General features: G+C 71.1%; 26 protein-coding genes and 1 tRNA gene. 13 read left to right on the forward strand and 14 right to left on the reverse strand.

What is annotated here, in order from left to right:
• Positions 1 to 114: 114 nt before the first annotated feature.
• From RWE79_RS14845 to rdgB, 5 genes are read left to right on the forward strand one after another with little or no spacing between them, the layout of a single operon-like run.
• Positions 115 to 1425: an SGNH/GDSL hydrolase family protein gene (locus tag RWE79_RS14845; RefSeq protein WP_475940543.1), complete on the forward strand. Its 1311-nt coding sequence runs from the start codon at positions 115 to 117 to the stop codon at positions 1423 to 1425.
• Complete coding sequence (locus RWE79_RS14850) at positions 1422 to 2543, forward strand: aminotransferase class V-fold PLP-dependent enzyme (RefSeq protein WP_475940544.1); 1122 nt, start codon at positions 1422 to 1424, stop codon at positions 2541 to 2543. The genes RWE79_RS14845 and RWE79_RS14850 overlap by 4 nt, the downstream gene beginning before the upstream one ends.
• Before the next feature lie 10 nt (positions 2544 to 2553).
• Positions 2554 to 3291 (forward strand): ribonuclease PH, encoded by a 738-nt coding sequence (gene rph / locus RWE79_RS14855; RefSeq protein ID WP_475940545.1) that lies wholly within the window; start codon positions 2554 to 2556, stop codon positions 3289 to 3291.
• A 43-nt stretch (positions 3292 to 3334) separates the two neighbouring features.
• Entirely contained in the window at positions 3335 to 3721 is a 387-nt protein-coding gene (locus RWE79_RS14860) for a hypothetical protein (protein WP_475940546.1), read from the forward strand.
• Positions 3722 to 3729: 8 nt separating this feature from the next.
• Positions 3730 to 4332 carry an RdgB/HAM1 family non-canonical purine NTP pyrophosphatase gene (gene rdgB / locus RWE79_RS14865; protein ID WP_475940547.1) on the forward strand — a complete coding sequence of 201 codons (603 nt, stop codon included), beginning with the start codon at positions 3730 to 3732 and terminating at the stop codon, positions 4330 to 4332.
• Positions 4333 to 4381: 49 nt separating this feature from the next.
• On the opposite strand, the gene RWE79_RS14870 is transcribed toward rdgB, so the two are convergent.
• The 4 genes from RWE79_RS14870 to bcp form a co-directional block, all read right to left on the reverse strand.
• Positions 4382 to 4465 (reverse strand) — tRNA-Leu (locus RWE79_RS14870).
• A 10-nt stretch (positions 4466 to 4475) separates the two neighbouring features.
• Complete coding sequence (locus RWE79_RS14875; RefSeq protein WP_475940548.1) at positions 4476 to 5189, reverse strand: HNH endonuclease signature motif containing protein; 714 nt, start codon at positions 5187 to 5189, stop codon at positions 4476 to 4478.
• Positions 5186 to 5824: an HNH endonuclease signature motif containing protein gene (locus tag RWE79_RS14880; protein ID WP_475940549.1), complete on the reverse strand. Its 639-nt coding sequence runs from the start codon at positions 5822 to 5824 to the stop codon at positions 5186 to 5188. Before RWE79_RS14880 ends, RWE79_RS14875 begins: the two co-directional genes overlap by 4 nt.
• Before the next feature lie 150 nt (positions 5825 to 5974).
• On the reverse strand, positions 5975 to 6442 hold the full coding sequence (gene bcp, locus RWE79_RS14885) for a thioredoxin-dependent thiol peroxidase (protein ID WP_475940550.1): 468 nt from the start codon (positions 6440 to 6442) through the stop codon (positions 5975 to 5977).
• Between the two features lie 100 nt (positions 6443 to 6542).
• Between bcp and RWE79_RS14890 the strand changes: the two genes are divergently transcribed.
• The gene (locus RWE79_RS14890; RefSeq protein WP_475940551.1) at positions 6543 to 6875 is read left to right on the forward strand and encodes a DUF3618 domain-containing protein; all 333 of its coding nucleotides are present in this window, start codon (positions 6543 to 6545) and stop codon (positions 6873 to 6875) included.
• A 73-nt stretch (positions 6876 to 6948) separates the two neighbouring features.
• Positions 6949 to 7251: a GroES family chaperonin gene (locus RWE79_RS14895; RefSeq protein WP_475945820.1), complete on the forward strand. Its 303-nt coding sequence runs from the start codon at positions 6949 to 6951 to the stop codon at positions 7249 to 7251.
• 158 nt (positions 7252 to 7409) lie between these two features.
• Here RWE79_RS14895 and RWE79_RS14900 read toward each other — a convergent pair whose 3' ends face one another.
• A complete protein-coding gene (locus tag RWE79_RS14900; protein ID WP_475940552.1) occupies positions 7410 to 9617 on the reverse strand; it encodes a transglycosylase domain-containing protein in 2208 nt (735 codons plus the stop codon).
• A 251-nt stretch (positions 9618 to 9868) separates the two neighbouring features.
• Here RWE79_RS14900 and RWE79_RS14905 point away from each other — a divergent pair, with 251 nt between their 5' ends.
• The 3 genes from RWE79_RS14905 to RWE79_RS14915 are packed head-to-tail and all read left to right on the forward strand — an operon-like array spanning position 9869 to position 12523.
• Entirely contained in the window at positions 9869 to 10696 is an 828-nt protein-coding gene (locus RWE79_RS14905) for an ABC transporter permease (protein ID WP_475940553.1), read from the forward strand.
• A 46-nt stretch (positions 10697 to 10742) separates the two neighbouring features.
• Positions 10743 to 11507 (forward strand): ABC transporter permease, encoded by a 765-nt coding sequence (locus RWE79_RS14910; protein WP_475945822.1) that lies wholly within the window; start codon positions 10743 to 10745, stop codon positions 11505 to 11507.
• Complete coding sequence (locus tag RWE79_RS14915) at positions 11504 to 12523, forward strand: ABC transporter ATP-binding protein (RefSeq protein ID WP_475945824.1); 1020 nt, start codon at positions 11504 to 11506, stop codon at positions 12521 to 12523. The genes RWE79_RS14910 and RWE79_RS14915 overlap by 4 nt, the downstream gene beginning before the upstream one ends.
• 133 nt (positions 12524 to 12656) lie before the next feature.
• Here RWE79_RS14915 and RWE79_RS14920 read toward each other — a convergent pair whose 3' ends face one another.
• A complete protein-coding gene (locus RWE79_RS14920; protein ID WP_475940554.1) occupies positions 12657 to 12890 on the reverse strand; it encodes a PTS sugar transporter subunit IIB in 234 nt (77 codons plus the stop codon).
• Between the two features lie 143 nt (positions 12891 to 13033).
• On the opposite strand from RWE79_RS14920, the gene RWE79_RS14925 reads away from it, so the two are divergent.
• Complete coding sequence (locus RWE79_RS14925; protein ID WP_475940555.1) at positions 13034 to 14359, forward strand: PTS transporter subunit EIIC; 1326 nt, start codon at positions 13034 to 13036, stop codon at positions 14357 to 14359.
• 110 nt (positions 14360 to 14469) lie between these two features.
• On the forward strand, positions 14470 to 15723 hold the full coding sequence (locus RWE79_RS14930) for a PTS transporter subunit EIIC (RefSeq protein WP_475940556.1): 1254 nt from the start codon (positions 14470 to 14472) through the stop codon (positions 15721 to 15723).
• Between the two features lie 90 nt (positions 15724 to 15813).
• On the opposite strand, the gene RWE79_RS14935 is transcribed toward RWE79_RS14930, so the two are convergent.
• From RWE79_RS14935 to clpS, 8 genes are all read right to left on the reverse strand, one after another.
• Entirely contained in the window at positions 15814 to 16566 is a 753-nt protein-coding gene (locus tag RWE79_RS14935; RefSeq protein ID WP_475940557.1) for an MBL fold metallo-hydrolase, read from the reverse strand.
• 244 nt (positions 16567 to 16810) lie between these two features.
• Positions 16811 to 17761 carry a PLP-dependent cysteine synthase family protein gene (locus RWE79_RS14940; protein WP_475940558.1) on the reverse strand — a complete coding sequence of 317 codons (951 nt, stop codon included), beginning with the start codon at positions 17759 to 17761 and terminating at the stop codon, positions 16811 to 16813.
• Positions 17761 to 18039, reverse strand: a complete 279-nt coding sequence (locus RWE79_RS14945; protein ID WP_475940559.1) for a MoaD/ThiS family protein — start codon at positions 18037 to 18039, stop codon at positions 17761 to 17763. Before RWE79_RS14945 ends, RWE79_RS14940 begins: the two co-directional genes overlap by 1 nt.
• A gap of 45 nt (positions 18040 to 18084) precedes the next feature.
• Complete coding sequence (locus RWE79_RS14950) at positions 18085 to 18189, reverse strand: putative leader peptide (protein ID WP_475940560.1); 105 nt, start codon at positions 18187 to 18189, stop codon at positions 18085 to 18087.
• Positions 18190 to 18255: 66 nt separating this feature from the next.
• On the reverse strand, positions 18256 to 18681 hold the full coding sequence (locus RWE79_RS14955; RefSeq protein ID WP_475940561.1) for a M67 family metallopeptidase: 426 nt from the start codon (positions 18679 to 18681) through the stop codon (positions 18256 to 18258).
• A gap of 65 nt (positions 18682 to 18746) precedes the next feature.
• On the reverse strand, positions 18747 to 20198 hold the full coding sequence (locus RWE79_RS14960; protein ID WP_475940562.1) for an amino acid permease: 1452 nt from the start codon (positions 20196 to 20198) through the stop codon (positions 18747 to 18749).
• A gap of 269 nt (positions 20199 to 20467) precedes the next feature.
• On the reverse strand, positions 20468 to 21019 hold the full coding sequence (locus tag RWE79_RS14965) for a DUF2017 domain-containing protein (RefSeq protein WP_475940563.1): 552 nt from the start codon (positions 21017 to 21019) through the stop codon (positions 20468 to 20470).
• Between the two features lie 8 nt (positions 21020 to 21027).
• Positions 21028 to 21333: an ATP-dependent Clp protease adapter ClpS gene (clpS, locus tag RWE79_RS14970; protein WP_475940564.1), complete on the reverse strand. Its 306-nt coding sequence runs from the start codon at positions 21331 to 21333 to the stop codon at positions 21028 to 21030.
• 91 nt (positions 21334 to 21424) lie between these two features.
• Between clpS and RWE79_RS14975 the strand changes: the two genes are divergently transcribed.
• Complete coding sequence (locus RWE79_RS14975; RefSeq protein ID WP_475940565.1) at positions 21425 to 22753, forward strand: nicotinate phosphoribosyltransferase; 1329 nt, start codon at positions 21425 to 21427, stop codon at positions 22751 to 22753.
• Positions 22754 to 22844: the final 91 nt, after the last annotated feature.

The raw sequence follows: 22844 nt of genomic DNA on the forward strand, positions 1-22844 counted from the left end.
GGGGCCTTCCGCGTATTGTCCACGCCACACCGCTTACATTCATGGAACGAACATCGAGTTCCCGGCGTCCGAAAGAACAGACGTCCTCACCCTGAGACCAGGAGACAGCACCGCGTGACCAGATCCATCGGTTATGCCCTGCTCGCCGCCCTCACCGCGCTGGTCGCCATCGTGTCGACCGTCATCCTCAGCGGTGCGGGCCGAAGCGACGTGGCGGCACACGTCGACACCCCCGTCGGGCGGCCGTCCGCTCCGGCGGCGCCGGCCGCCGCCGGGAGCTGGGTGGGGACCTGGGCGACGGCACCGGCCGGGGGTGAACCCGGCACGGACAACGGGTACCCGGGCATGTCGATCCGGAACGTGGTGCACAGCAGCATCGGGGGCACCTCCACCCGGATCCGGCTGTCGAACGCCTTCGGCACGGCGCCCCTGGTGATCGGCCGGGCCACGATCGCCGTGGCGGCCGGCAGCGGCGGCCCCGCCGCCCTGGCGGGGACGATGCGGGTGCTGACCTTCGGCGGCAGCGACACGGTGACGATCCCGGCCGGCGGCAGCGTGGTCAGCGACTCCGCGCAGCTGCGGGTGCCCGCCACCACGGACCTGCTGGTGACGACGTACTCCCCGACCGCGTCGGGCCCGGTGACGTACCACCCGCACGCCCGCGAGATCTCGTACACCGCGACCGGCGAGCACACCAACCAGACCAGCGGGGCGTCCTTCACCGGGCAGAGCCCGTACTGGCGGTACGTCACCGCCGTGGACGTCTTCACCACCGGGGCCGACGGCGCCGTGGTGGCCCTCGGCGACTCCATCACCGACGGCGTCACCTCCACCATCGGCGCCGACCACCGCTGGCCCGACCGGCTCGCCGCCCGCCTCCAGGCCGCCTCCGGGGGCCGGATCCGGATGGGCGTCCTCAACGAGGGCATCAGCGGCAACCGCGTCCTGCGCGACGCCGCCGACGGGCTCAACCCCAGCGCCCTCAACCGCCTGGACCGGGACGTCCTGGCCAGGACGGGCGCCGTGACCGTCGTCGTCGAGCTCGGCATCAACGACATCCTGCGCACGCACGGCCGGATCGACCCCGACCAGATCACCGACGGCCTGCGCCTGATCGTCAGCCGCGCCCACGCACGCGGACTGCGGGTCGTCGGCTCCACCCTGACACCCATGAAGGGCCACCCCGGCTACAGCGAACTCGCCGAGTCCGTACGCCGGCAGGTCAACGCGCAGATCCGGGCCGGAGAGGTCTACGACGCCGTCGTCGACCTCGACCGCGCCCTGCGCGACCCGGCGCAGCAGTACCGGCTGCTGCCCGCGTACGACTCCGGCGACCACCTGCACCCCAGCGACGCCGGATACCTGGCCATGGCCGAAGCGCTCCCGCTGAGCATGCTCCGCCCCAGCACGGTGAGTTCGGCATGACGGCCGCCCCGTCCGGCCTGCCGGGATACGCCGGGCACTTCGGCGAACCCGAGGGCTATCTGGACTTCGCCCGCTACGGACCGCCCTCACACGACGTGCTCGACGCCACCGCCGCCGCGCTCACCGCCTCGGCCCACGCCGGCCACACCACCGTCAACGACCTCATGCTGGCCGAGCCGCGGGCCCGCGCCGCCGCGGCCCGGCTGGCCGGCACGGACCCCGGCCATGTCGCGCTGCTGCCGAACGCCTCCACCGGACTGTTCCACGCCGCCTTCGGCATCGCCTCCGGTGCCGTCCTCGTGCCCGCCGCCGACTTCCCCGCCAACCACTACCCCTGGCGCCGCACGGCCGCCCTGGGCCGCGCCGAACCGCGCTGGCTCGGCTCCCGCCCCACCCCGGACGCCGTACGGGCCGCACTCACCGACGACGTGGTGGCGGTGTCCCTGAGCGCCGTGGACTTCCGCACCGGCTACCGCGCCGACCTCGCCGCCCTGCGCGAGGTCATCGGTCCCGACCGGCTGCTGATCGTCGACGCCATGCAGGCCTTCGGCGTCGCCGAACTGCCCTGGGACGCGGCCGACGTGGTCGTCACGGGCGGCCAGAAGTGGCTGCGCGCCAGCTGGGGCACCGGCTTCGCCGCACTGTCGGACCGGGCCCTGGAACGGCTGGAACCCACCCTCACCGGCTGGACCGGCATCCAGGACGTCGCGGTCTTCGACGACGCCGAACACCCGGCCGCCCAGGACGCGCTGCGCTGGAGCATCACCAACCTCAGCCCGGTCACCGCCGCCGCCCTGGCCGCCGCCCTCGAACTCGTCGAACGGGTCACCGTCCCCGCCATCGCCGCCCATGTCCACGACCGCGTCGGTGAACTCCTCGACACCGTAGAGGAGTCCGGCGGCGAGATCCTGTCACCGCGGGCCCCGCACGAACGCGCCGGCATCGTCTCCTTCCACATCCCCGGCACCGACCCGGCCACCACCGCCAAGGCCCTGCACGCGGAGGGCGTCACCCCCTCGGTACGCGCCGACTCGGTCCGGCTGTCGGCCCACGCCTCCACCACCTCCGGCGCCGTCGCCCGCGTACGGGCCGCCCTCGGCCACCGGGCCAGCCGATAGGCTCCGTGCCATGTCTCGTATCGACGGCCGAACCCCCGACCAGCTCCGCCCAGTCACCATCGAGCGGGCCTGGAGCAAGCACGCCGAAGGCTCCGTCCTCGTCTCCTTCGGCGACACGCGCGTCCTGTGCACCGCCAGCGCCACCCAGGGCGTGCCCCGCTGGCGCAAGGGCAGCGGCGAGGGCTGGGTCACCGCCGAGTACTCCATGCTGCCGCGCGCCACCAACACCCGCGGCGACCGCGAGTCCGTACGCGGCAAGATCGGCGGCCGGACCCATGAGATCTCCCGCCTCATCGGCCGCTCGCTGCGCGCCGTCATCGACTACAAGCAGCTCGGCGAGAACACCGTCGTCCTGGACTGCGACGTCCTCCAGGCCGACGGCGGCACCCGCACCGCCGCCATCACCGGCGCCTACGTCGCCCTCGTCGACGCGGTCGCCTGGATGCAGCGCAACCACCTCGTGCGCCTCAAGGCCCGCCCCATCACCGGCACCGTCAGCGCCGTCTCGGTCGGCATCGTCGACGGCGTCCCGCTGCTCGACCTCGCCTACGAGGAGGACGTCCGCGCCGAGACCGACATGAACGTCGTCTGCACCGGCGACGGCCGCTTCGTCGAGGTCCAGGGCACCGCCGAGGGCGCCCCGTTCGACCGCAAGGAACTCAACGCGCTGCTCGACCTCGCGGTCGCCGGCTGCGCCGAACTCGACACCGCGCAGCGGCTGGTGCTGGAGGACGTCCTCAAGGTCTGAGTTTTTACGCAACCTTGGGGCGGCGCGGCGCGTATACACAGGTATGCACTCACGCGCCCGCCGCCTCGCCCTCGCCGTCGCCCTCCCGGTCGTCGCCGCCACAGCCCTCGCCGGCTGCGCGGCCGTCGACAAGGCCCTCGACTGCGCCCAGACCGCCGCCACCGTCGCCTCCGACGTCCAGAACCTCCAGGACGCCGTGAGCGGCGCCGGGGACAATCCGCAGGCCGCGGTGAACGCCCTGGACCAGATCTCCAGCGACCTCAAGGCCGTCGACACCGACACCGGCGACGCCGACGTCAGCAAGGCGGTCAAGGACCTCACCAAGGCCGTCGACAACGCCCGGGCCGCCGCCGACAAGGGCGACGTCCCCGATGTCTCCCCCGTCCTCGACGCGGCCGGCGAACTGTCCAAGGTCTGCACGACGGGATAATCGGCGCCATGACCCGCCTCATCCTCGCCACCCGCAACGCGGGAAAGATCACCGAGCTGCACGCCATCCTCGCCGACGCGGGACTGACGCACGAGCTCGTCGGAGCCGACGCCTACCCCGACATCCCGGACGTGAAGGAAACCGGGGTGACGTTCGCCGAGAACGCCCTGCTCAAGGCACACGCCCTCGCCCGGGCCACCGGCCACCCCGCCATCGCCGACGACTCGGGCCTGTGCGTGGACGTCCTGGGCGGAGCCCCCGGCATCTTCTCCGCCCGCTGGTCCGGCACCCACGGCGACGACCGCGCCAACCTGGAACTGCTGCTGGCCCAGCTGGCCGACATCGACGCCGCCCACCGGGGCGCGCACTTCGCGTGCGCCGCCGCGCTGGCGTTGCCGGACGGCACGGAGCGAGTCGTGGAAGGCCGCCTCCCGGGCACCCTGCGCCACTCCCCCGCCGGCGACGGCGGCTTCGGCTACGACCCGGTCCTCCAGCCCCTCGGCGAGACCCGGACCTGCGCCCAGCTCACCGCCGCCGAGAAGAACGCCATCAGCCACCGCGGCCAGGCCTTCCGGGCCCTGGTACCGGTGGTACGCGAACTGGTGGGATGACCTTGAGCTGAAGGGCCGCCCGTAACTCCCGGGCGGCCCTTCGTCGTTGTGCGGCGGAAGGGATTCGAACCCTCAAGCCCGTTCAAGGGCCACAGATCCTAAGTCTGCTGTGTCGCCATTGCACCACCGCCGCAGGCCGCCAGCTATGGTACCGGCCTGGCAGCCGCACCGGCATTCCGGTTTACCCACGTCGCGACGCTCCTCCCGCTCCGCCCGCCCCGGCACCAGGTGTCGGTGACCGCGTGGCAGTTCGGACACAGCAGCCGCAGGTTCTCCGGCCGGTTGTCCGACCAGTCGCCGTTGACGTGGTCGACCTCCAGCGTCATCGGTTTGCCGAGCCACCGGGGTCCGGTGCCGCACTCGGCACACCGTTCCGGTACTCCGACCTGCGACAGGGCGCGGCGCAGCACCACTGATCTGGTCCGATTCCGTCCGTCGTTCCTGACAAGCACCTCCCCCGGCGGACGCGGCCGCGCGGGGCCGGGTCTCCCACGCCCGTGCGCCCGCCCCAGAAAGTGCGACGTACCGGTACCGTCCTCCGCCAGCCACTGGTGGAGGAGGGCGCGGTTCCGCGCGTTGTCGGCCCGCCCCAGTTCCCGCAGCGCGCCGGCGACGGAGACCGACGCGGCGACGACCTCCCGCAACGCATCGGGAGCGGGGCGCGCGACCCCGTACGGGCGAGGTCCGGCGATGTGGGAGATGTCGATCCCGAAGTGGGCCAACCGCTTCCTGAGATACCGTTCCTGGTTCTCGTAGGGCGTCCGGCCCAGATATGCCAGGACCTCCCGCATGGTCGAAGACCGGGAAGCCGCTTCCTCAAGGAGTTCACGGGTGTACGGGGCGCCGGAATTCGTCACGGCGTGTCCGCGCGCGAAGCCCGGCGGCGTCGACAGGTGTCCGTCGTCGAATGGCAGTTCGGACACAGCAGCCGGAGGTTCTCGAGACGGTTGTCGCGCCAGTTTCCGTTGACATGATCCACCTCAAGACACAGGGGGCGGTCCCTCCACACCGGTCCGGTCCCGCACAGGGCGCAGCGGTCCTCGACGCCGGATTCACGCATGGCCCGCTTCAGCCGGTCACCCTGGACACGCCGGGCCCCGGCGGGATCCTGAACCGCCAGCAACTCCTGGGCGACGGTGCGACGGCCCGGACGCGCCCTCGTCCCGAAGTGCGATGTGTCGATACCGAAGACTCGTATGCGACGGCTGATGTGGGTGTGCTGACCTCCGACAACCTCGACGCCCAGGTGGCGCAGGACATCGTTCATCGTCGTACAGGCAGCGACGGCCTCGGCGAGTATCTCCCTGGTCCAGCGGCCGCCCTCGCGCTCGAAATGGGACGTGTCGACTCCCAGTCGCCTCATGCGCTCGCGGATGTATCCGCGCGTCGAACTCCTCGGATCGATGTCGAGCTTGCACAGGGCCTCGGTCAGGCTGCGCGACGAGGCCGCAGCGTCGCTGAGACGTTCCCGGGTGTACGGGCTGGCGGCCATGCGTTCCCCCTCCGGAATCGGCTGTGCGTAGCAGCCTCGTACGTGTCAACGAACCGACGGCCGGAAGGGCACGTCCGGGATCCGGCGGAGGGAGGACGGGAGAGGTCCCGCACCGGCGGGGTGCGGGACCTCTCGCGGTGAAGGGGGTTCTCAGATCCGCAGGTCCTTGATGATCTTGGCGACATGCCCGGTGGCCTTGACGTTGTACCAGGCGTGCTCGACGTTGCCCTCCTCGTCGACGACGACCGTCGACCGGATGACGCCCACGACCGTCTTGCCGTAGAGCTTCTTCTCGCCGAAGGCGCCGTACGCCTCCAGGACGGACTTCTCCGGGTCGCCGACGAGCGTCACCTTCAGCGACTCCTTGTCGCGGAACCTGGCCAGCTTCTCGGGCTTGTCGGGCGAGACGCCGATGACGTCGTAGCCGGCGCCGGCGAGCAGCTCCAGGTTGTCGGTGAAGTCGCAGGCCTGCTTGGTGCAGCCGGGGGTCAGCGCGGCCGGGTAGAAGTAGACGATGACCTTGCGGCCCTTGTGGCCGGAGAGGGAGACCGGTGCGCCGTCGGCGTCGGGGAGGGTGAAGTCCGGGGCGGGGTCGCCGGGAGTGAGGCGGTCGGCCATGGGTAGCAGCTCCTCGTAAGCGGGGTGCCGACGGGCGTCGGGACGTGCGGACTGACAGACTGTCGGTCACGGTACCCGGCTAGATGATGGAGGCAGTGCGGTGTCGGAGGCGGCGGAGTCGAGGACCCCTGCGCAGATCGAGGCGGATATTGTCCGCAGGCGGCAGGATCTCGCCGCGGCCCTGGACGAGATCGCGGTGCGCGTGCACCCCAGGACCATCGCGGCGGACACGAAGGCGAAGGCGGCGGCCGCGGTGGACCGCACCGCCGGGCGGGCCTATGTGGCGGTGAACCGGGCGGTGACGCAGGCGCGCGGGCACTTCACGTCGGAGGACGGCAGCCCGCGGATGGAGCGGATACTGCCGGTGGCGATCGGCGTACTGGTGGTGGCGGTGACGGTGGGCGGGCTCTCGTACCGCAGGCGGCGCCGGTAACGTCGTAGCTGTGAGTTCGAACAAGACCGATACGGCGACATTGCCCTCCACCCATGACAAGCTCCCGATCCGGATGCTGCACGACCGCGTGCTCGTGCGCAGTGACTCGCCCGAGGGCGAGCGCCGCTCGGGCGGCGGCATCCTGATCCCGGCCACGGCGGCCGTCGGGAAGCGGCTGGCCTGGGCGGAGGTGGTCGCCGTAGGGCAGAACGTCCGGACGGTCGAGGTCGGGGACCGGGTGCTGTTCGACCCGGAGGACCGGGCCGAGGTCGAGGTGCGGGGCACGGCGTACGTGCTGATGCGCGAGCGCGACCTGCACGCGGTGGCGGCCGAGCGGCTCCAGGGGGCCAAGGACTCCACCGGGCTGTATCTGTAGGCCCGGATCTGCAGGCCCGGATCTGCAGGCCCGATCAGCGGGTCCGGCCTGCAGGCCCGGCCTGTGGTGCCGGCCGGCGGCTCCTGCATCCGTACCGCTTCGGGGTTCCGGGCGCGACCGCACTGCCGCGGCGCGCCCGGAACCCCTTCCGCTACGCGCTACTCGAAGCCGTCGATGCCCTGGGTGGCTCCGCCCAGGTCCCCGATGCCTCCGGTGGTCTCGCCGCCGGTGCCGGTGTCACCGCCGGTCGTGCCGTCGCTCGGTGCCACGGTGCTGGGTGGCGCCGCCGAGGTGGGTGGTGCCGCCGTGGTGGGGGCGGTGGTGGTGGGCGGGGCGCTGGTGGCCGGGGTTGTGGTGGCGGGGGTGCGGGTGACCGGCGGGACCGAGGTGGCGGGGGCGGTGGCGCCCTTCTCCAGGGTGAGGTCGAAGTTCCGTACGGGGGTGCCCCGGAGGGCGTCCGCGGTGTAGGCCGCCCAGATCTGCGTGGGGTAGCCGCCGCCGTTGACCCGGGCCAGGCCGGTCGCGCCGTAGAGCGGTTCCTGCCCGCCGGTCCTGGAGTCCTGGCCCATCACGGCGACCACGGTGGCCAGGTCGGGTGTGTAGCCGGCGAACCAGGCCGCCTTGTCCTCCTCCATCGTGCCGGTCTTGCCCGCGGCGGGGCGGTTGGCGGCCTGGGCGGCGGTGGCGGTGCCTCCGTTGACCACCGAGCGCAGGATCGAGGTGGTGGTGTCGGCGGCGGCGCGCGGCACGGCCTGCTCGGCCTTCCGCTCGGGGAGGGTGACGTCCGAGCCGTCCTTGCTGACCTTGGTCACCAGCGTGTACGGGATGTACTTGCCGTGGTTGGCCAGGGTGGCGTAGGCGGAGGCCATGTCGAGCGGGCTGGCGGTGGCGGTGCCCAGGGCCATCGACGGGTTGGTGGTCAGCGAGGGCGTGTCGGCCGGCAGTCCGAGCGCCACGGCGGTGGCCTTCACCTTGGCGGGTCCGACGTCCTGGGCCATCTGGGCGAAGACGGCGTTGACGGACTTGTCCATCGCACGGGTGACGGTGACGGGCCCGTACGAGACGTTGTCCTCGTTGGCCGGGGCGTAGCCGGTGGGGCCGTCGGGGCCGATGACCTGGCGCTTGTTGGTGCCGTTGTAGACGGTGTACGGGGTGATCAGGGCGCCGCCCTGGGTGCGGGAGCGGTTCTGGACGGCGGAGGCGAAGATGATCGGCTTGAAGGTGGAGCCGACCTGGTAGTCACGTCGCGTCGCGTTGTTGACGAACTGCTTGGTGAAGTCGATGCCGCCGTACATCGCGACGAGGTTGCCGGTTCCGGGGTCGATGGAGGCGCCGCCGGCCCGGACGTACTTGTCGGTCTTGTGGGCCTTGGGGTCGAGCCGGTCCAGGAGCTGGTTCTCCGCCGCGGCGACGAAGGCCTCCTCCTTCTTGCGGTCGATGGTGGTGGTGATGCGGTAGCCGCCGGTGCGCAGGGTGTCCTCGTCGATGATCCGGTTGTCCTTGAGGTAGTCCTTGACGGCCTCGACGAGGTAGCCGCGCTGACCGGACAAGCTGGTGGAGGACCGGATCTTGCCGGGGGTGGGGAACTTCAGGGCCCGGCGGTCGCTCCGGCCGAGCCAGTCCTCCTTGACCATGCCGTCCAGGACGTAGTTCCAGCGGGCGACGGCCTTGGCCTTGTTCTCGGGGTGGGCGACGACGTCGTACTCGCTGGGGGCGTTGAGGAGGGTGGCCAGGTAGGCGCCCTGGGCGACGTCCAGCCGGTCGGCGTCCTTGCCGAAGTAGGCCTGGGAGGCGGCCTGGATGCCGTAGGCGTTGCGGCCGTAGTAGCTGGTGTTGAGGTACCCCTCCAGGATCTCGTCCTTGGACTTCTCGCGGTCGAGTTTGATCGCGATGAAGAACTCCTTGACCTTGCGGATCGCGGTCTGCTGCTGGGTCAGGTAGTAGTTCTTGACGTACTGCTGGGTGATCGTGGAGCCGGACTGCTTGCCCTTGCCGGTGGCGCTGTTCCAGGCGGCGCGGACCATGGCCTTCGGGCTGACCGCGGACTCGTGGTAGAACCGGCGGTCCTCGGCGGCGAGGGTGGCGCGCTGGGCCGACTTGGCGATCTGGGCGAGCGTGACGTTCTCGCGGTTGACCTGGCCGTCGCGGGCCAGTTGGGAGCCGTCGGAGTACAGGTAGACGTTGGACTGGGCGACGGCGCCGGCGTTGGCCCTGGGGATGTCCACCAGCATGTAGCCGGCGATGAAGGCGCCGGCCAGCGCCAGTACCAGCAGCAGGAACGAGCCGACGAACGTGCGCCAGGTCGGGATCAGCCTGCGCGGACCGGTGCGCTGGGGCTTGGCGGCCTTGCCGTTGCTGCTGCTCATGCTCTGTTGGACTCCTCCGCCGCCGCCGAAGGTTGTGCCGCGGCGGAACATCTTGGGTCAATCGTGGCCTACGCCCCGTAAAACACTGTCGCACCACCGGACGGAATCCGGACATCAGCACACACTTGTGACAGCCCTGTGACGGACCGGATGACCGAATTCGCCTCACTCGGACGAGTGAAAAGCCGTTGCGGGGCCCGGCGGGTCCACCGGTAGGCTCGTGCGCTTGCGCGTGATTCGGGGAGGGGCGCATGGAGCGGTGCACGAGCCCGCACTCGGGGCTGTACCCGGCGGTCGCCCTGAGCGGGTTCCGGCGGTACTCCACCTACCGCGCGGCGACGGCGGCGGGGGTGTTCACCAATGTCGTGTTCGGCTTCATCATGGCGTACGCGTACACCGCGCTGTGGGACCAGCGGCCGCACCTGGGCGGCTACGACGAGTCCATGATGCTCACCTACGTCTGGATCGGCCAGGGGCTCTTCGCGACCGTCGCGCTCATGGGCGGCGGCTTCCAGGACGAGCTGATCGAGCGGATCCGCAGCGGTGACGTGGCCATCGACCTCTACCGGCCGGCTGACCTCCAGGCGTGGTGGCTGGCGGCCGATCTGGGGCGGGCCGCCTTCCAGTTGCTGGGCCGCGGACTGGCGCCCATGGCGCTGGGCGCGCTGTTCTTCCGGCTGGCCCTGCCCGCGAACCCGGTGACCTGGCTGCTCTTCCTGGTGTCGGTGACGCTCAGCGTCGTGGTCAGCTTCGGGCTGCGCTACCTCGTGGTGCTCAGCGCCTTCTGGCTGCTGGACGGCGGCGGGGTGACCACGGTCTCCGGGCTGGCGACGGTGTTCTTCTCCGGGATGACGCTGCCGCTCAACGTCTTCCCCGGCACGCTGGGCGAGGTGGCACGGGTGCTGCCCTGGTCGGCGCTGCTCCAGGTGCCGGCCGACATCTTCCTGGGCGTGCACACCGGGGCGGCCGGGCTCGCCGGGGCCCTGGGTTTCCAGGCCGGGTGGGCGGTGGTCCTGCTGGGCGCGGGACGGGCCCTGCAGTCGGTGGCGACGAGGAAGCTGGTGGTGCAGGGTGGGTGAGGCACGGCTGCTGGGCGGCCTGCGGGCGTACGCACTGATCGTCGCCATGTGGACGCGGTCGACGATGACCTACCGGGTGTCCTTCGCGATGACCACCCTGGGCAACTTCGCCGCCACCGGCCTGGACTTCCTGGCGATCCTGCTGATGTTCTCCCGGGTGCCCTCCCTCGGCGGTTTCTCGCTGCCCGAGGTGGCGTTCCTGTACGGGACCACCAGCACCGCCTTCGGCATCGCGGACCTGCTGCTGGGCAGCATGGACCGGCTGGGACGGCGGGTCCGGGACGGCACCCTGGACACGCTGCTGGTGCGACCGGTGCCGGTGCTGGCGCAGGTCGCCGCCGACCGGTTCGCGCTGCGGCGGCTGGGCCGGATCAGCCAGGGCCTGCTGGTGCTGGGCTGGTCGCTGTCCCGCCTCGACCTGGACTGGACGCCGCTGAAGGTGCTGCTGATGCCGGTGATGCTGGCGGCCGGGGCGGGCATCTTCGGCGCGGTCTTCGTGGCGGGCGCCGCGTTCCAGTTCGTGGCCTCCGACGCCTCCGAGGTCCAGAACTCGTTCACGTACGGCGGCAACACGCTGCTGCAGTACCCGCCCACCGTCTTCGCCAGGGAACTGGTGCGCGGGGTGACCTTCGTGGTGCCGCTGTCCTTCGTCAACTGGCTGCCCGCGCTGCGGATCCTGGGCCGTGACGATCCGCTGGGGCTGCCGGGCTGGGTGGACTTCGCCGGGCCGCTGGTGGCCGTGGCGTGCTGTGCGGTGGCGGGGCTGGCGTGGCGGGCGGGACTGCGTTCGTACCGGAGTACGGGGAGCTGACAGGAGGCGATGTGGACGCTGTGGACACGCTGATCGAGCTGGACGGGGTCGAGAAGGTCTTCGACGTGAAGCGGCGGGCCGGGGGCACCGACGGGAGGAAGCCCTGGGGGAGCATGCTGCGGCGTGAGCGGCGGCAGGTGCGGGCGGTGGACGGGATCTCCTTCGCCGTGCGGCGGGGTGAGATGGTCGGCTACATCGGGCCCAACGGCGCCGGGAAGTCGACCACCATCAAGATGCTGACCGGCATCCTGACCCCCAGCGGCGGCCGGCTGCGGGTGGCGGGCATCGATCCCTCACGGCAGCGGACCCGGCTGGCCCGGCGGATCGGTGTGGTCTTCGGGCAGCGGACCACCCTGTGGTGGGATCTGCCGCTGCGGGACTCCTACCAGCTCGTCCGGCGGATGTACCGGATCCCCGACGACCGCTACCGGGCGAACCTGGAGCGGTGTGTCGACCTGCTGGACCTGGGTGAGCTGCTGGAGGTCCCGGTACGTCAGCTCTCGCTCGGCCAGCGGATGCGCGGCGACATCGCGGCGGCGCTGCTGCACGATCCCGAGGTGCTGTACCTGGACGAGCCGACGATCGGGCTCGACGTGATCAGCAAGGCGAAGGTGCGGGAGTTCCTGCGGAGCGTCAACACCGAGCAGGGGATGACGGTTCTGCTGACCACGCACGACCTGACCGACATCGAGCAGCTGTGCCGCCGGGTCATGGTCATCGACCACGGGCGGCTGATGTACGACGGCGGGCTGGACGGGCTGCACGCGGTGGGCGAGAGCGAGCGCACGCTGGTCGTCGACTTCGACCGGGAGCTGCCGCCGGTCCGGCTGCCGGGCGCGCGCTGCGAACGGGTGGAGGGGCCGCGGCAGTGGCTGGCGTTCCCGGCGGGCGCGAGCGCGGCGCCGCTGGTGGCCGAACTGGCGGCGCGCCACCCGGTGGTGGACCTGTCGCTGCGGGAGCCGGCCATCGAGGACGTCATCGCGCGGATGTACGGGGAGCGCGGCGCGGCGGTGTGACGCGCCGACCGCGGCGGGCGGGCTGACCGGGCGGACCGGCCGGCGGGCGGACGGACCGGCGGACGGACCGGCGGGCGGGCCGGTGTGAGCCGCGCGGGGCTGCCGCCCGGCCACGACCCGCCCGCCGGAGGCGTCACATCATGTCCTCGATGTCCGCGGCGATCGGGTCGGCGTCGGTGCCGATGACGACCTGGATGGCGTTGCCCATCCGGACGACGCCATGGGCGCCGGCGGCCTTGAGCGCGACTTCGTCGACCTTGGACGCGTCCTCGACCTCGGTGCGCAGCCGGGTGATGCAGCCCTCGACCTCGACGATGTTCTCGATGCCGCCGAGCCCGGCGACGATCTTCTCAGCCTTGCTGGCCATCTCTTACTCCTGGTGTTTCGGCGTCTCGGCCGTTCGGTCCGAATTCACACGGTAATGCACGGTTACTCAGCTTTTGCGGGCATACACAGTGCGTCGCGTAGGCCACTGGTCTACACCACTTTACCGTCCAGGAGTAAGCCCCCATGAGTTCGGATGCCGCCACCGCGCCGTCGCCGCGCAAGCGCTGGACCGACGTCGCGTTCCAGGGCATGCAGAAGATGGGCCGCAGCCTCCAGTTGCCCATCGCCGTGCTGCCCGCGGCCGGCATCCTCAACCGGCTCGGCCAGCCCGACGTCTTCGGCGCCGACGGCCTGGGCTGGGACCGGCTGTCGAAGGTCTTCGGCGGGGCGGGCGGCGCACTGCTGGACGGCTCGCTGGGGCTGCCGCTGCTCTTCGCGGTGGGCGTCGCCATCGGCATGGCCCGCAAGTCGGACGGCTCCACGGCCCTGGCGGCGGTCGCGGGCTTCCTCGTCTACTACGGCGTACTCCACCAGTTCCCCTCCGACTGCCCGCCCGGCTCGGTCTTCACCTCGATCAGCACCGTCAGCGGCGCCTGCATCCCCCGGGACACCCCGGGCGACGCGGCCGCCGCGGCCTACCAGAACCCCGGCGTCTTCGGCGGCATCGTCATCGGCCTGCTGACCGCCTTCTTCTGGCAGCGTTTCCACCGCACCCGGCTGGTCGACTGGCTGGGCTTCTTCAACGGCCGGCGCCTGGTCCCGATCATCATGTCGTTCGTCGCCCTCGTCTTCGCCGTGCTGTGCGTGTGGGTCTGGCCGCCCATCGGCGACGGGCTCACCGCCTTCAGCCAGTGGCTCACCGACCTGGGATCGGCCGGCTCCGGCATCTTCGGGGTCGCCAACCGCGCCCTGCTGACGGTCGGCCTGCACCAGTTCCTGAACGTCTTCGTCTGGTTCCAGTTCGGCGACTACACCGGGCCCGGCGGCACGGTCGTCCACGGCGACATCACCCGCTTCCTGGCCGGCGACCCGACAGCCGGCCAGTTCACCTCGGGTTTCTTCCCGGTCATGATGTTCGCCCTCCCCGCCGCCGCCCTGGCGATCACCCACTGCGCCCGCCCCGGGCGGCGCAAGGAGGTCGGCGGGCTGATGCTCTCGGTCGCCCTGACCTCGCTGGTCACCGGCATCACCGAGCCCATCGAGTACTCGTTCCTGTTCGTCGCGCCCGCCCTGTACGCGATCCACGCGCTGCTGACCGGCGTCTCGATGGCGGTCACCTGGGGGCTCGGGGTGCACGACGGCTTCAGCTTCTCGGCCGGGCTCATCGACTACGCCCTCAACTGGCACCTGGCGACCAGACCCTGGCTGATCGTCCCGATCGGGCTGGCCCTCGCCCTCGTCTACTACGCGCTCTTCCGGTTCGTGATCACCAGATTCGACCTGGCCACACCGGGCCGCGAGCCGGAGGAGGTGGCGGAGGAGATGGAGAGGTCGGTGACGAAGGAGTGACGGGGTGTCGATGTGACCCAGACCACAGGGAGGGAGGCGTTCCGCCGTCAGGACCATTCGTGCTAAACACTGGTCTACACCACTGAGTGGTATAGACCGGGAGGCACCTCATGACAACCGCCAGCGCAACGGCGGCCCCCGCGGAAAAGAAGCGGGGCTCCGGCCTGTTCCAGGGCCTGCAGAAGATCGGCCGCAGCCTGCAGCTGCCGATCGCCGTACTGCCGGCGGCGGGCATTCTGCTCCGCTTCGGCCAGCCGGACGTGTTCGGCGCCGACGGCCTCGGCTGGGACAAGGTCGCGTCCGTGTTCGCCACGGCGGGCGGCGCTGTCTTCGACAACCTGCCGCTGCTGTTCTGTATCGGCGTCGCGATCGGCTTCGCCCGGAAGGCGGACGGCTCCACGGCCCTGGCCGCCCTGGTCGGCTTCCTGGTCTACAAGAACGTCCTGACCGCGTTCCCGGTCACCGACGCGAAGATCCAGAAGGGCGCCGACATAGCGGCGACCTACAACAACCCCGGGGTCTTCGGCGGCATCATCGTGGGCCTGCTGTCGGCGATCGTCTGGCAGCGCTTCCACCGCACCAGACTGGTCGACTGGCTCGGCTTCTTCAACGGACGCCGGCTCGTCCCGATCCTGATGGCCTTCGTCGGCACCGCCGTCGGCGTCTTCTTCGGCCTGGTCTGGGAGCCCATAGGTGACGTGATCAGCAACTTCGGCGAGTGGATGACGGGCCTCGGCTCGGTCGGCGCCGGGCTGTTCGGCCTGATCAACCGCGCGCTGATCCCGGTCGGCATGCACCAGTTCGTGAACTCCGTCGCCTGGTTCCAGCTCGGTGACTTCACCAACTCCGCCCACCAGGTCGTGCACGGCGACCTGACCCGCTTCTTCGCCGGTGACCCGACCGCCGGACAGTTCATGACCGGCTTCTTCCCGATCATGATGTTCGGCCTGCCGGCCGCCGCGCTCGCCATGGCGCACACCGCCCGCCCGGAACGCCGCAAGGCCGTCCTCGGCATGATGATCTCGCTCGCCCTGACCTCGTTCGTCACCGGCATCACCGAGCCGATCGAGTTCTCGTTCATGTTCATCGCGCCGCTGCTCTACGCGGTCCACGCGGTCCTGACCGCCGTCTCGATGGCGGTCACCTGGGGGCTCGGGGTGCACGCCGGCTTCACCTTCTCCGCCGGCTTCATCGACTACGCGCTGAACTGGAACCTGTCCACCAAGCCGTGGCTGATCATTCCGGTCGGGCTGGTGTTCGGGGCGATCTACTATGTCGTCTTCCGCTTCGCGATCATCCGCTTCGACCTCAAGACGCCGGGCCGCGAACCCGAGGAGGAGGTCGAGGACCTCACCAAGGCATAGCCCCGCGCGGCACGACGCCCCGGGACCCGCGCGGTTCCGGGGCGTCGCCCGCGTTCCGGGGCGTCGCCCGGCGCTGCGCGGCGGCGGTGGCTACAGCTCGTACACCGCGCCCGGCCGGGCCACCTCCACCGGGCCGTCGAAGACCGCCCGGGCGTCCGCGGCGTTCACGGAGGGGTCGGTCCACGGCGGGATGTGGGTGAGGACCAGACGGCGGGCCCCGGCCCGCCGCGCGTGCTCGCCCGCCTGGCGGCCGGTGAGGTGCACATCGGCGACGTCCTCCTTGCCGTCCGTGAAGGACGCCTCGCACAGGAAGAGGTCCGTCCGGTCGGCGAGCCCGAGCAGGGCGTCACTGGGACCGGTGTCCCCGGAGTACGTCAGCGTGCTGCCCTCGTGCTCGATCCGGAAGCCGAAGGCCTCGACCGGATGGCTGACCCGGTCCGCGACGACCGAGAACGGGCCGATCCGGAAGGCGCCGGGTTCGAGCGTGCGGAAGTCGAAGACCTCGCTCATGCACTTCTCGTCGGGCACGTCGCCGTACGCGGTGTTCAGCCGGCGTTCGGTGCCCTCCGGGCCGTGGACCGGGATGGCGTGCGCGGGGCCGCCCCCGTGGCGGTAGTAGCGGGCGACGAAGTACGCGCACATGTCGATGCAGTGGTCGGCGTGCAGATGGCTGAGGAGGATCGCGTCCAGGTCGTACAGGCCGCAGTGGCGCTGCAGCTCGCCCAGGGCACCGTTGCCCATGTCGAGCAGCAGCCGGAAGCCGTCGGCCTCTACGAGGTAGCTCGAACAGGCCGATTCCGCGGAAGGGAACGACCCTGAGCAGCCGACGACGGTGAGCTTCATGTGCAGAAACCTCCGTGGGATGGTCCGGGGGTCTTGCGGTGGCGCGCCACGGTACCCCGATCCCGCCGAAGGGGAGGGGGCGGGCGGGAGCGACCCGCCTCGTGTTCTTGAGCGTAAGGCGCACGGCCCGCCCCCGCGCCTCCCCGGGCCGCCGTTGTGGGCGGAATCACCAGTCCGGCGGCCCTCCCACGGCCGTCCCGCAGCCCCTTCCGCACGGCACCGCCCGGCGGAGCCGGGGCCCGGCTCAGGCCCAGAGCTGGCCGTGCAGCGCGGCGACGGCCGCTTCCGTGGAGGGCGCGGTGTAGACGCCCGTCGACAGGTACTTCCAGCCACCGTCGGCGACGACGAAGACGATGTCGGCGGTCTCGCCCGCCCGGTCGGCCTTGCGGGCGACACCGAGGGCGGCGTGCAGCGCGGCCCCGGTGGAGACGCCGGCGAAGATGCCTTCCAGCTGGAGCAGTTCGCGGGTGCGCCTGACGGCGTCGGCGGAGCCGACGGAGAAGCGGGTGGTGAGGACGGACTCGTCGTAGAGCTCGGGGATGAAGCCCTCGTCGAGGTTGCGCAGCCCGTAGACGAGGTCGTCGTAGCGCGGCTCGGCGGCGACGATCTGGATGCCGGGGACCTTCTCCCGCAGGAAGCGGCCGACGCCCATCAGGGTGCCCGTCGTGCCCAGACCGGCCACGAAGTGGGTGACGGTGGGGAGGTCGGCCAGGATCTCGGGGCCGGTGGTGGCGTAGTGGGCACCCGCGTTGTCCGGGTTGCCGTACTGGTAGAGCATCACCCAGTCGGGGTGCTCGGCGGCGAGGTCCTTGGCGATGCGCACGGCGGTGTTGGAGCCGCCGGCCGCCGGGGAGCCGATGATCTTGGCGCCCCACATGGCGAGGAGCTCCCGGCGTTCGCGCGAGGTGTTCTCGGGCATCACGCAGATGATCTCGTAGCCCTTGAGGCGGGCGGCCATCGCCAGCGAGATGCCGGTGTTGCCCGAGGTGGGCTCCAGGATGGTGCAGCCGGGGGTCAGCCGGCCGGCGCGCTCGGCCTGCTCGATCATGTGCAGCGCCGGACGGTCCTTGACGGAGCCGGTGGGATTGCGGTCCTCCAGCTTGGCCCAGACGCTCACCCGGTCGGAGGGCGACAGGCGCGGCAGCCGCACGAGCGGGGTGTTGCCGACGGCTGCCAGCGGGCTGTCGTAACGCATCAGACCATGCCGCCGGCGACGGCCGGGAGGATGGTGACGCTGTCGCCGTCGGTCAGTTTGGTGGCGATGCCGTCGAGGAAGCGGACGTCCTCGTCGTTGAGGTAGACGTTGACGAAGCGGCGCAGTCCGCCGTCCTGGACGATGCGCTCACGGATGCCGGCGTGCCGGGCGTCGAGGTCGGCGAAGAGCTCGTCGAGCGTGGTCCCGCTGCCCTCGACGGCCTTCTGGCCGTCGGTGTAGGTGCGGAGGATGGTGGGGATGCGGACCTCGATGGCCATGCGTCGGCTCCTGTGACGTGAGGAAAAGTGCGGCTGGGGTGGGCGTCAGGCGCAGGTTTGGGCCGCGCTGGCGAGGCGGCACAGGTCGACGTGCAGCCGCGCCACGAGCAGGGTGCCCGGCGCCTTGTCGCTCACGTCGTGGAAAACCATGCGGTCATCGTATCGATTCCCCTGCCGGATCCGAGACCGTCGTCCCATCATCCGGACCGGCCCGTCTCAGATGTACGTGTCCACGACCGTCACCGGCTCCTCGGTGACCTCGCCGTCCACGATCCGGAACGAGCGGAACTGGAACGGGCCGGCGTCGTCGGTGTCGGCGGTGGAGATCAGGACGTAGTGCGCGCCGGGCTCGTTGGCGTACGAGATGTCGGTGCGGGAGGGGTAGGCCTCGGTCGCGGTGTGGGAGTGGTAGACGACCACCGGCTCCTCGTCGCGGTCGTCGAGTTCGCGGTAGAGCCTGAGCAGGTCCGTGGAGTCGAACTCGTAGAACGTGGGCGAGCGGGCCGCGTTGAGCATCGGGATGTGCCGCTCGGGCCGGTCGGTGCCCGCCGGACCGGCGATGACTCCGCAGGCCTCGTCCGGGTGGTCGGCACGGGCGTGGGCGACGAGGGCGTCCTGGAGGGCCCGGGTGATGGTCAGCATGACGGTCAGGATAAGCAGGTGGCCTCCGTACGGGTGTACGGAGGCCACCTGCCGGGACGTACGTCCTACGCCTTGACGTCCACCGGCACCGCGCGCCGCTTGGCGAACTGGTGACCGACGCCGAGCGCCGCGAACCACACGGCCCACACGTACAGGCCCAGCCGGGTGTCGGCGTCCGTCGCCATCAGGACGACGACGGCGCCCAGGGCCGCGATGCCGATCCAGTTGGTGACCGGCGCGCCGGGCATCCGGAAGTCGGCGGCGGGCAGCAGGCCGGCGCGGACCCGGGCCCGGTAGCGCAGATGGGCGGCCAGGATCATGATCCAGGTCCACAGTCCGGCGCAGGTGGCGACCGAGGTGATGTAGACGAAGGCCTTGCCGGGCGAGACGACGTCGACGATCACGCCGATGCCCATGACCAGCGTGGACAGTACGAGGGCGGGCAGCGGGAGCTGACGGCCGCTGAGCCTGGCCATGGCCTCCGGGGCCTCGCCGTTGGCGGCCAGACCGCGCAGCATCCGGCCGGTGGAGTAGATGCCGGAGTTGCAGGAGGACAGGGCGGCGGTGAGGACCACGAAGTTCATGATCCCGGCCGCGCCCGGGATGCCGACCTGGGCGAAGACCTGCACGAAGGGGCTGACGCCCGGCTTGTACTGGGTCCAGGAGAAGACCGACAGCAGCACGATCAGCGCGCCGACGTAGAAGACGCCGATACGGACCGGCAGGGTGTTGATCGCCTTGCGCAGGGTCTGCTCGGGGTTCTCGGCCTCGCCCGCGGTGATGCCGACCAGCTCGACGCCGAGGTAGGCGAAGATCACACCCTGCATGGCGAGCATGGCCTGCCAGGCGCCGTGCGGGGCGAAGCCGCCGTCGGCCCACAGATGGCTGACGGAGGCGGTGTCACCGGCGGCGGAGAAACCGAAGGTGAGGACCCCGACCCCGATCACGATCATGGCGATGATCGCCACCACCTTGATGGTGGAGAACCAGAACTCCAGCTCGCCGAAGAGCTTGACCGACACCAGGTTCGCCACGAAGAGCGCGACCAGGGCGGCCGCGGCCGTCGACCAGACCGGGATCGCGGGCCACCAGTAGTTGATGTACGCGCCCGCCGCCGTGACCTCGGACATGCAGGCGGTGACCCACAGCGCCCAGTACGACCAGCCGGTGGCGAAGCCGGCGAAGGGGCCGAAGAACTCGCGTGCGTAGTCGGCGAAGCTGCCGGAGGTGGGGCGGTAGGTGAGCAGTTCGCCCAGGGCCCGCATGATGAAGAAGATCACGACCCCGGCGACCGCGTAGCAGGCGATCAGGCTGGGGCCGATCCGGGCGATTCCGGTACTGGATCCGTAGAACAGGCCGGTGCCGATGGCTCCGCCGATGGCGATCATCTGGACCTGGCGGGATCCGAGTCCGCGCTTGTAGCCCTCCTCGGGGGGCGTTCCCGGCGCCCGGGTGCCGGGCGTTCCGCCTGTTTCGTCCGTCTCGTTCCGGTCCGGCTGGACCCGCGTCGAGGCCATGGTCGTGGTGCGCCTTTCGCTCCGTGCCGATCCCCCCGGATGGTGGAGTCGCGCGCCGACGGTCGGCCGGCGCGGCGCTGCGACCGCGGCATGGGTGGCGCCGCGGCCGGCATTCGTGGATTCCTATCACGGGAGATATCGCCGGCAACCGGTGCGAATGTGGCGGGCGCCACAGAAAGAAGCGGACATAGCGCGCCCGAACGGAGAAACCACTCGATCGAGTTGACGGGATCGTTATCCGGAATTGAGCGTCCGCTGAGCGAACGCGGTCACACCATGAGGGTCTCGACCAGGGTCTCCTGGAGGCCGCCCAGCCAGAGGTAGGCCATCACCATGGGCTTGCGGGGGTCGGAGTCGGGGAGCCGGTACAGCTCGGACTCCTCCTCGCCGACCTCCAGCCGGGTGCCTATGGTCAGCCGCAGGTCGTTGAGCGCGCCCAGCCACTGCCGGGACTCGTCGGGGCCGAGCCTGATCACCGGGTTGCCGGTGCCGGCGTCCAGCGTGCGCACGATCGCGAGGGCGTCGTCACGCTTGCGGGCCCGCAGGTCGTTCTCGGTGAAGCGGCGGAAGTCGGAGGACTCGGTGTCGTCGTCGTAGGCGTCGGGGAAGAGCCGGGCCAGCGCGGGGTCCTCGGGGGGCTCACTGGGGCCCTCGGCGAACAGTTCGGCGAGCGGGTCGGCGTCGGGGCCGGTGGCCGGCTCGTCGCCGGGGCCGAGCAGTTCCAGGAACTGCACGCTGAGGCTGCGGAGGATGGAGATCTCGACCTCGTCGAGGGCGATGGCGGCGCCGCCGCCGGGGACCGCCTCGAAGTAACCCGTCATCCGCGCCGTCACCGGTCCTGCTGCAGGGTGGCCCACAGTCCGTAGCCGTGCATCGCCTGCACGTCGCGTTCCATCTCCTCGCGGGTGCCGCTGGAGACCACCGCCCGGCCCTTGTGGTGGACGTCCTTCATGAGCTTGGTCGCCTTGTCCTTGGAATAGCCGAAGTACGCCTGGAAGACGTACGTCACATAGCTCATCAGATTGACCGGGTCGTTGTGGACGATCGTCACCCACGGAACGTCCGGTTCCGGCACCAGGTGCGGGGCTTCTGATTCCGCTTCACGTTCGATCTCGACTGGGGTGGCGACACTCACGCCCCCATGGTGTCACCCCAAGTGGGGGCCATGGCAAACGGGGCCGACACTAATCGTCAAACTGACGAGAGGATGCGCTAGCATCGCGGTCATGAGCACTGCAGACGTGGGGCTGCCCGTGAAGGTCCCGTCCACCGCGCTGTTCACCGACCGGTACGAGCTGACGATGCTGCAGGCCGCGCTGGCCAGCGGCGCCGCGCACCGCCGGTCGGTGTTCGAGGTCTTCACCCGCCGGCTGCCCGAGGGACGGCGCTACGGCGTCGTGGCGGGCACCGGCCGGGTCCTGGACGCGGTGGAGAACTTCCGCTTCGACGAGGACGTACTCGGTTTCCTGGAACGCGAGCGGGTGGTGGACGCGCCGACCCTGGAGTGGCTGGCCGGCTACCGCTTCCGCGGCGACATCACCGGCTACCCGGAGGGCGAGATCTACTTCCCCGGCTCGCCGATCCTGCGGGTCGAGGGCAGCTTCGCGGAGGCGGTGCTGCTGGAGACGGTGATCCTGTCCATCCTCAACCACGACAGCGCCATCGCCGCCGCCGCGTCCCGGATGGCCGTCGCGGCCGCCGGGCGTCCGCTGATGGAGATGGGGGCCCGCCGCACCCACGAACTGTCCGCCGTGGCCGCCTCCCGGGCCGCGTACGTCGGCGGCTTCGTGTCGACCTCGAACCTGGCCGCCGGCTTCCGCTACGGCCTGCCCACCATCGGCACCAGCGCGCACGCCTTCACCCTCCTGCACGACAACGAGCGCGACGCGTTCACCGCCCAGGTGGAGTCGCTGGGCCGGGGCACCACCCTGCTGGTGGACACCTACGACGTGGCCGCCGCGGTCCGCGCCGCCGTCGAGATCGCCGGTACCGGCCTCGGCTCGGTCCGGATCGACTCGGGCGACCTGCTGCTGCTCGCGCACCGGGTCCGGCAGCAGCTGGACGGCCTGGGCGCGAAGGCCACCAGGATCGTGGTGACCAGCGATCTGGACGAGTACGCCATCGCCTCGCTCGCGGCGGCGCCGGTGGACGCGTACGGGGTCGGCACCTCGCTGGTCACCGGCAGCGGACACCCGACCTGCTCCATGGTCTACAAACTGGTCGCCCGGGCGGTGACGGACGAGGCCGACGCGCCCCTGGTGCCGGTCGCCAAGAAGTCGATGGGCGCCAAGACCAGCGTCGGCGGCCGCAAGTGGGCCGCCCGCCGGACGGACCAGGACGGTGTCCCCGAGGCCGAGGTCATCGGCACCGGCCCGATGCCGGACGCGCTGCGCGAGCGGGACCTCCAGGTGCCGCTGGTCCGCGCCGGCGCGGTCGTGGGCCGCGAGCCCATGGCCGCCGCCCGCGCCCGCCACATCGCGGCCCGCGACGGGCTCCCGCTGTCCGCCACCCAGCTGTCGCGGGGCGAGCCCGTGCTGCCGACGGTGTACGTCTGAGCGGGGCCCGGCCCGATGCGATGGCCGGGGGCGCCCGAATCTGCAATACCGTGAACGCCCGGAGCCATCGAAGCCAACGGAGCCATCGGAG

The sequence above is a fragment of the Streptomyces sp. RLA131 genome, assembly GCF_056270125.1.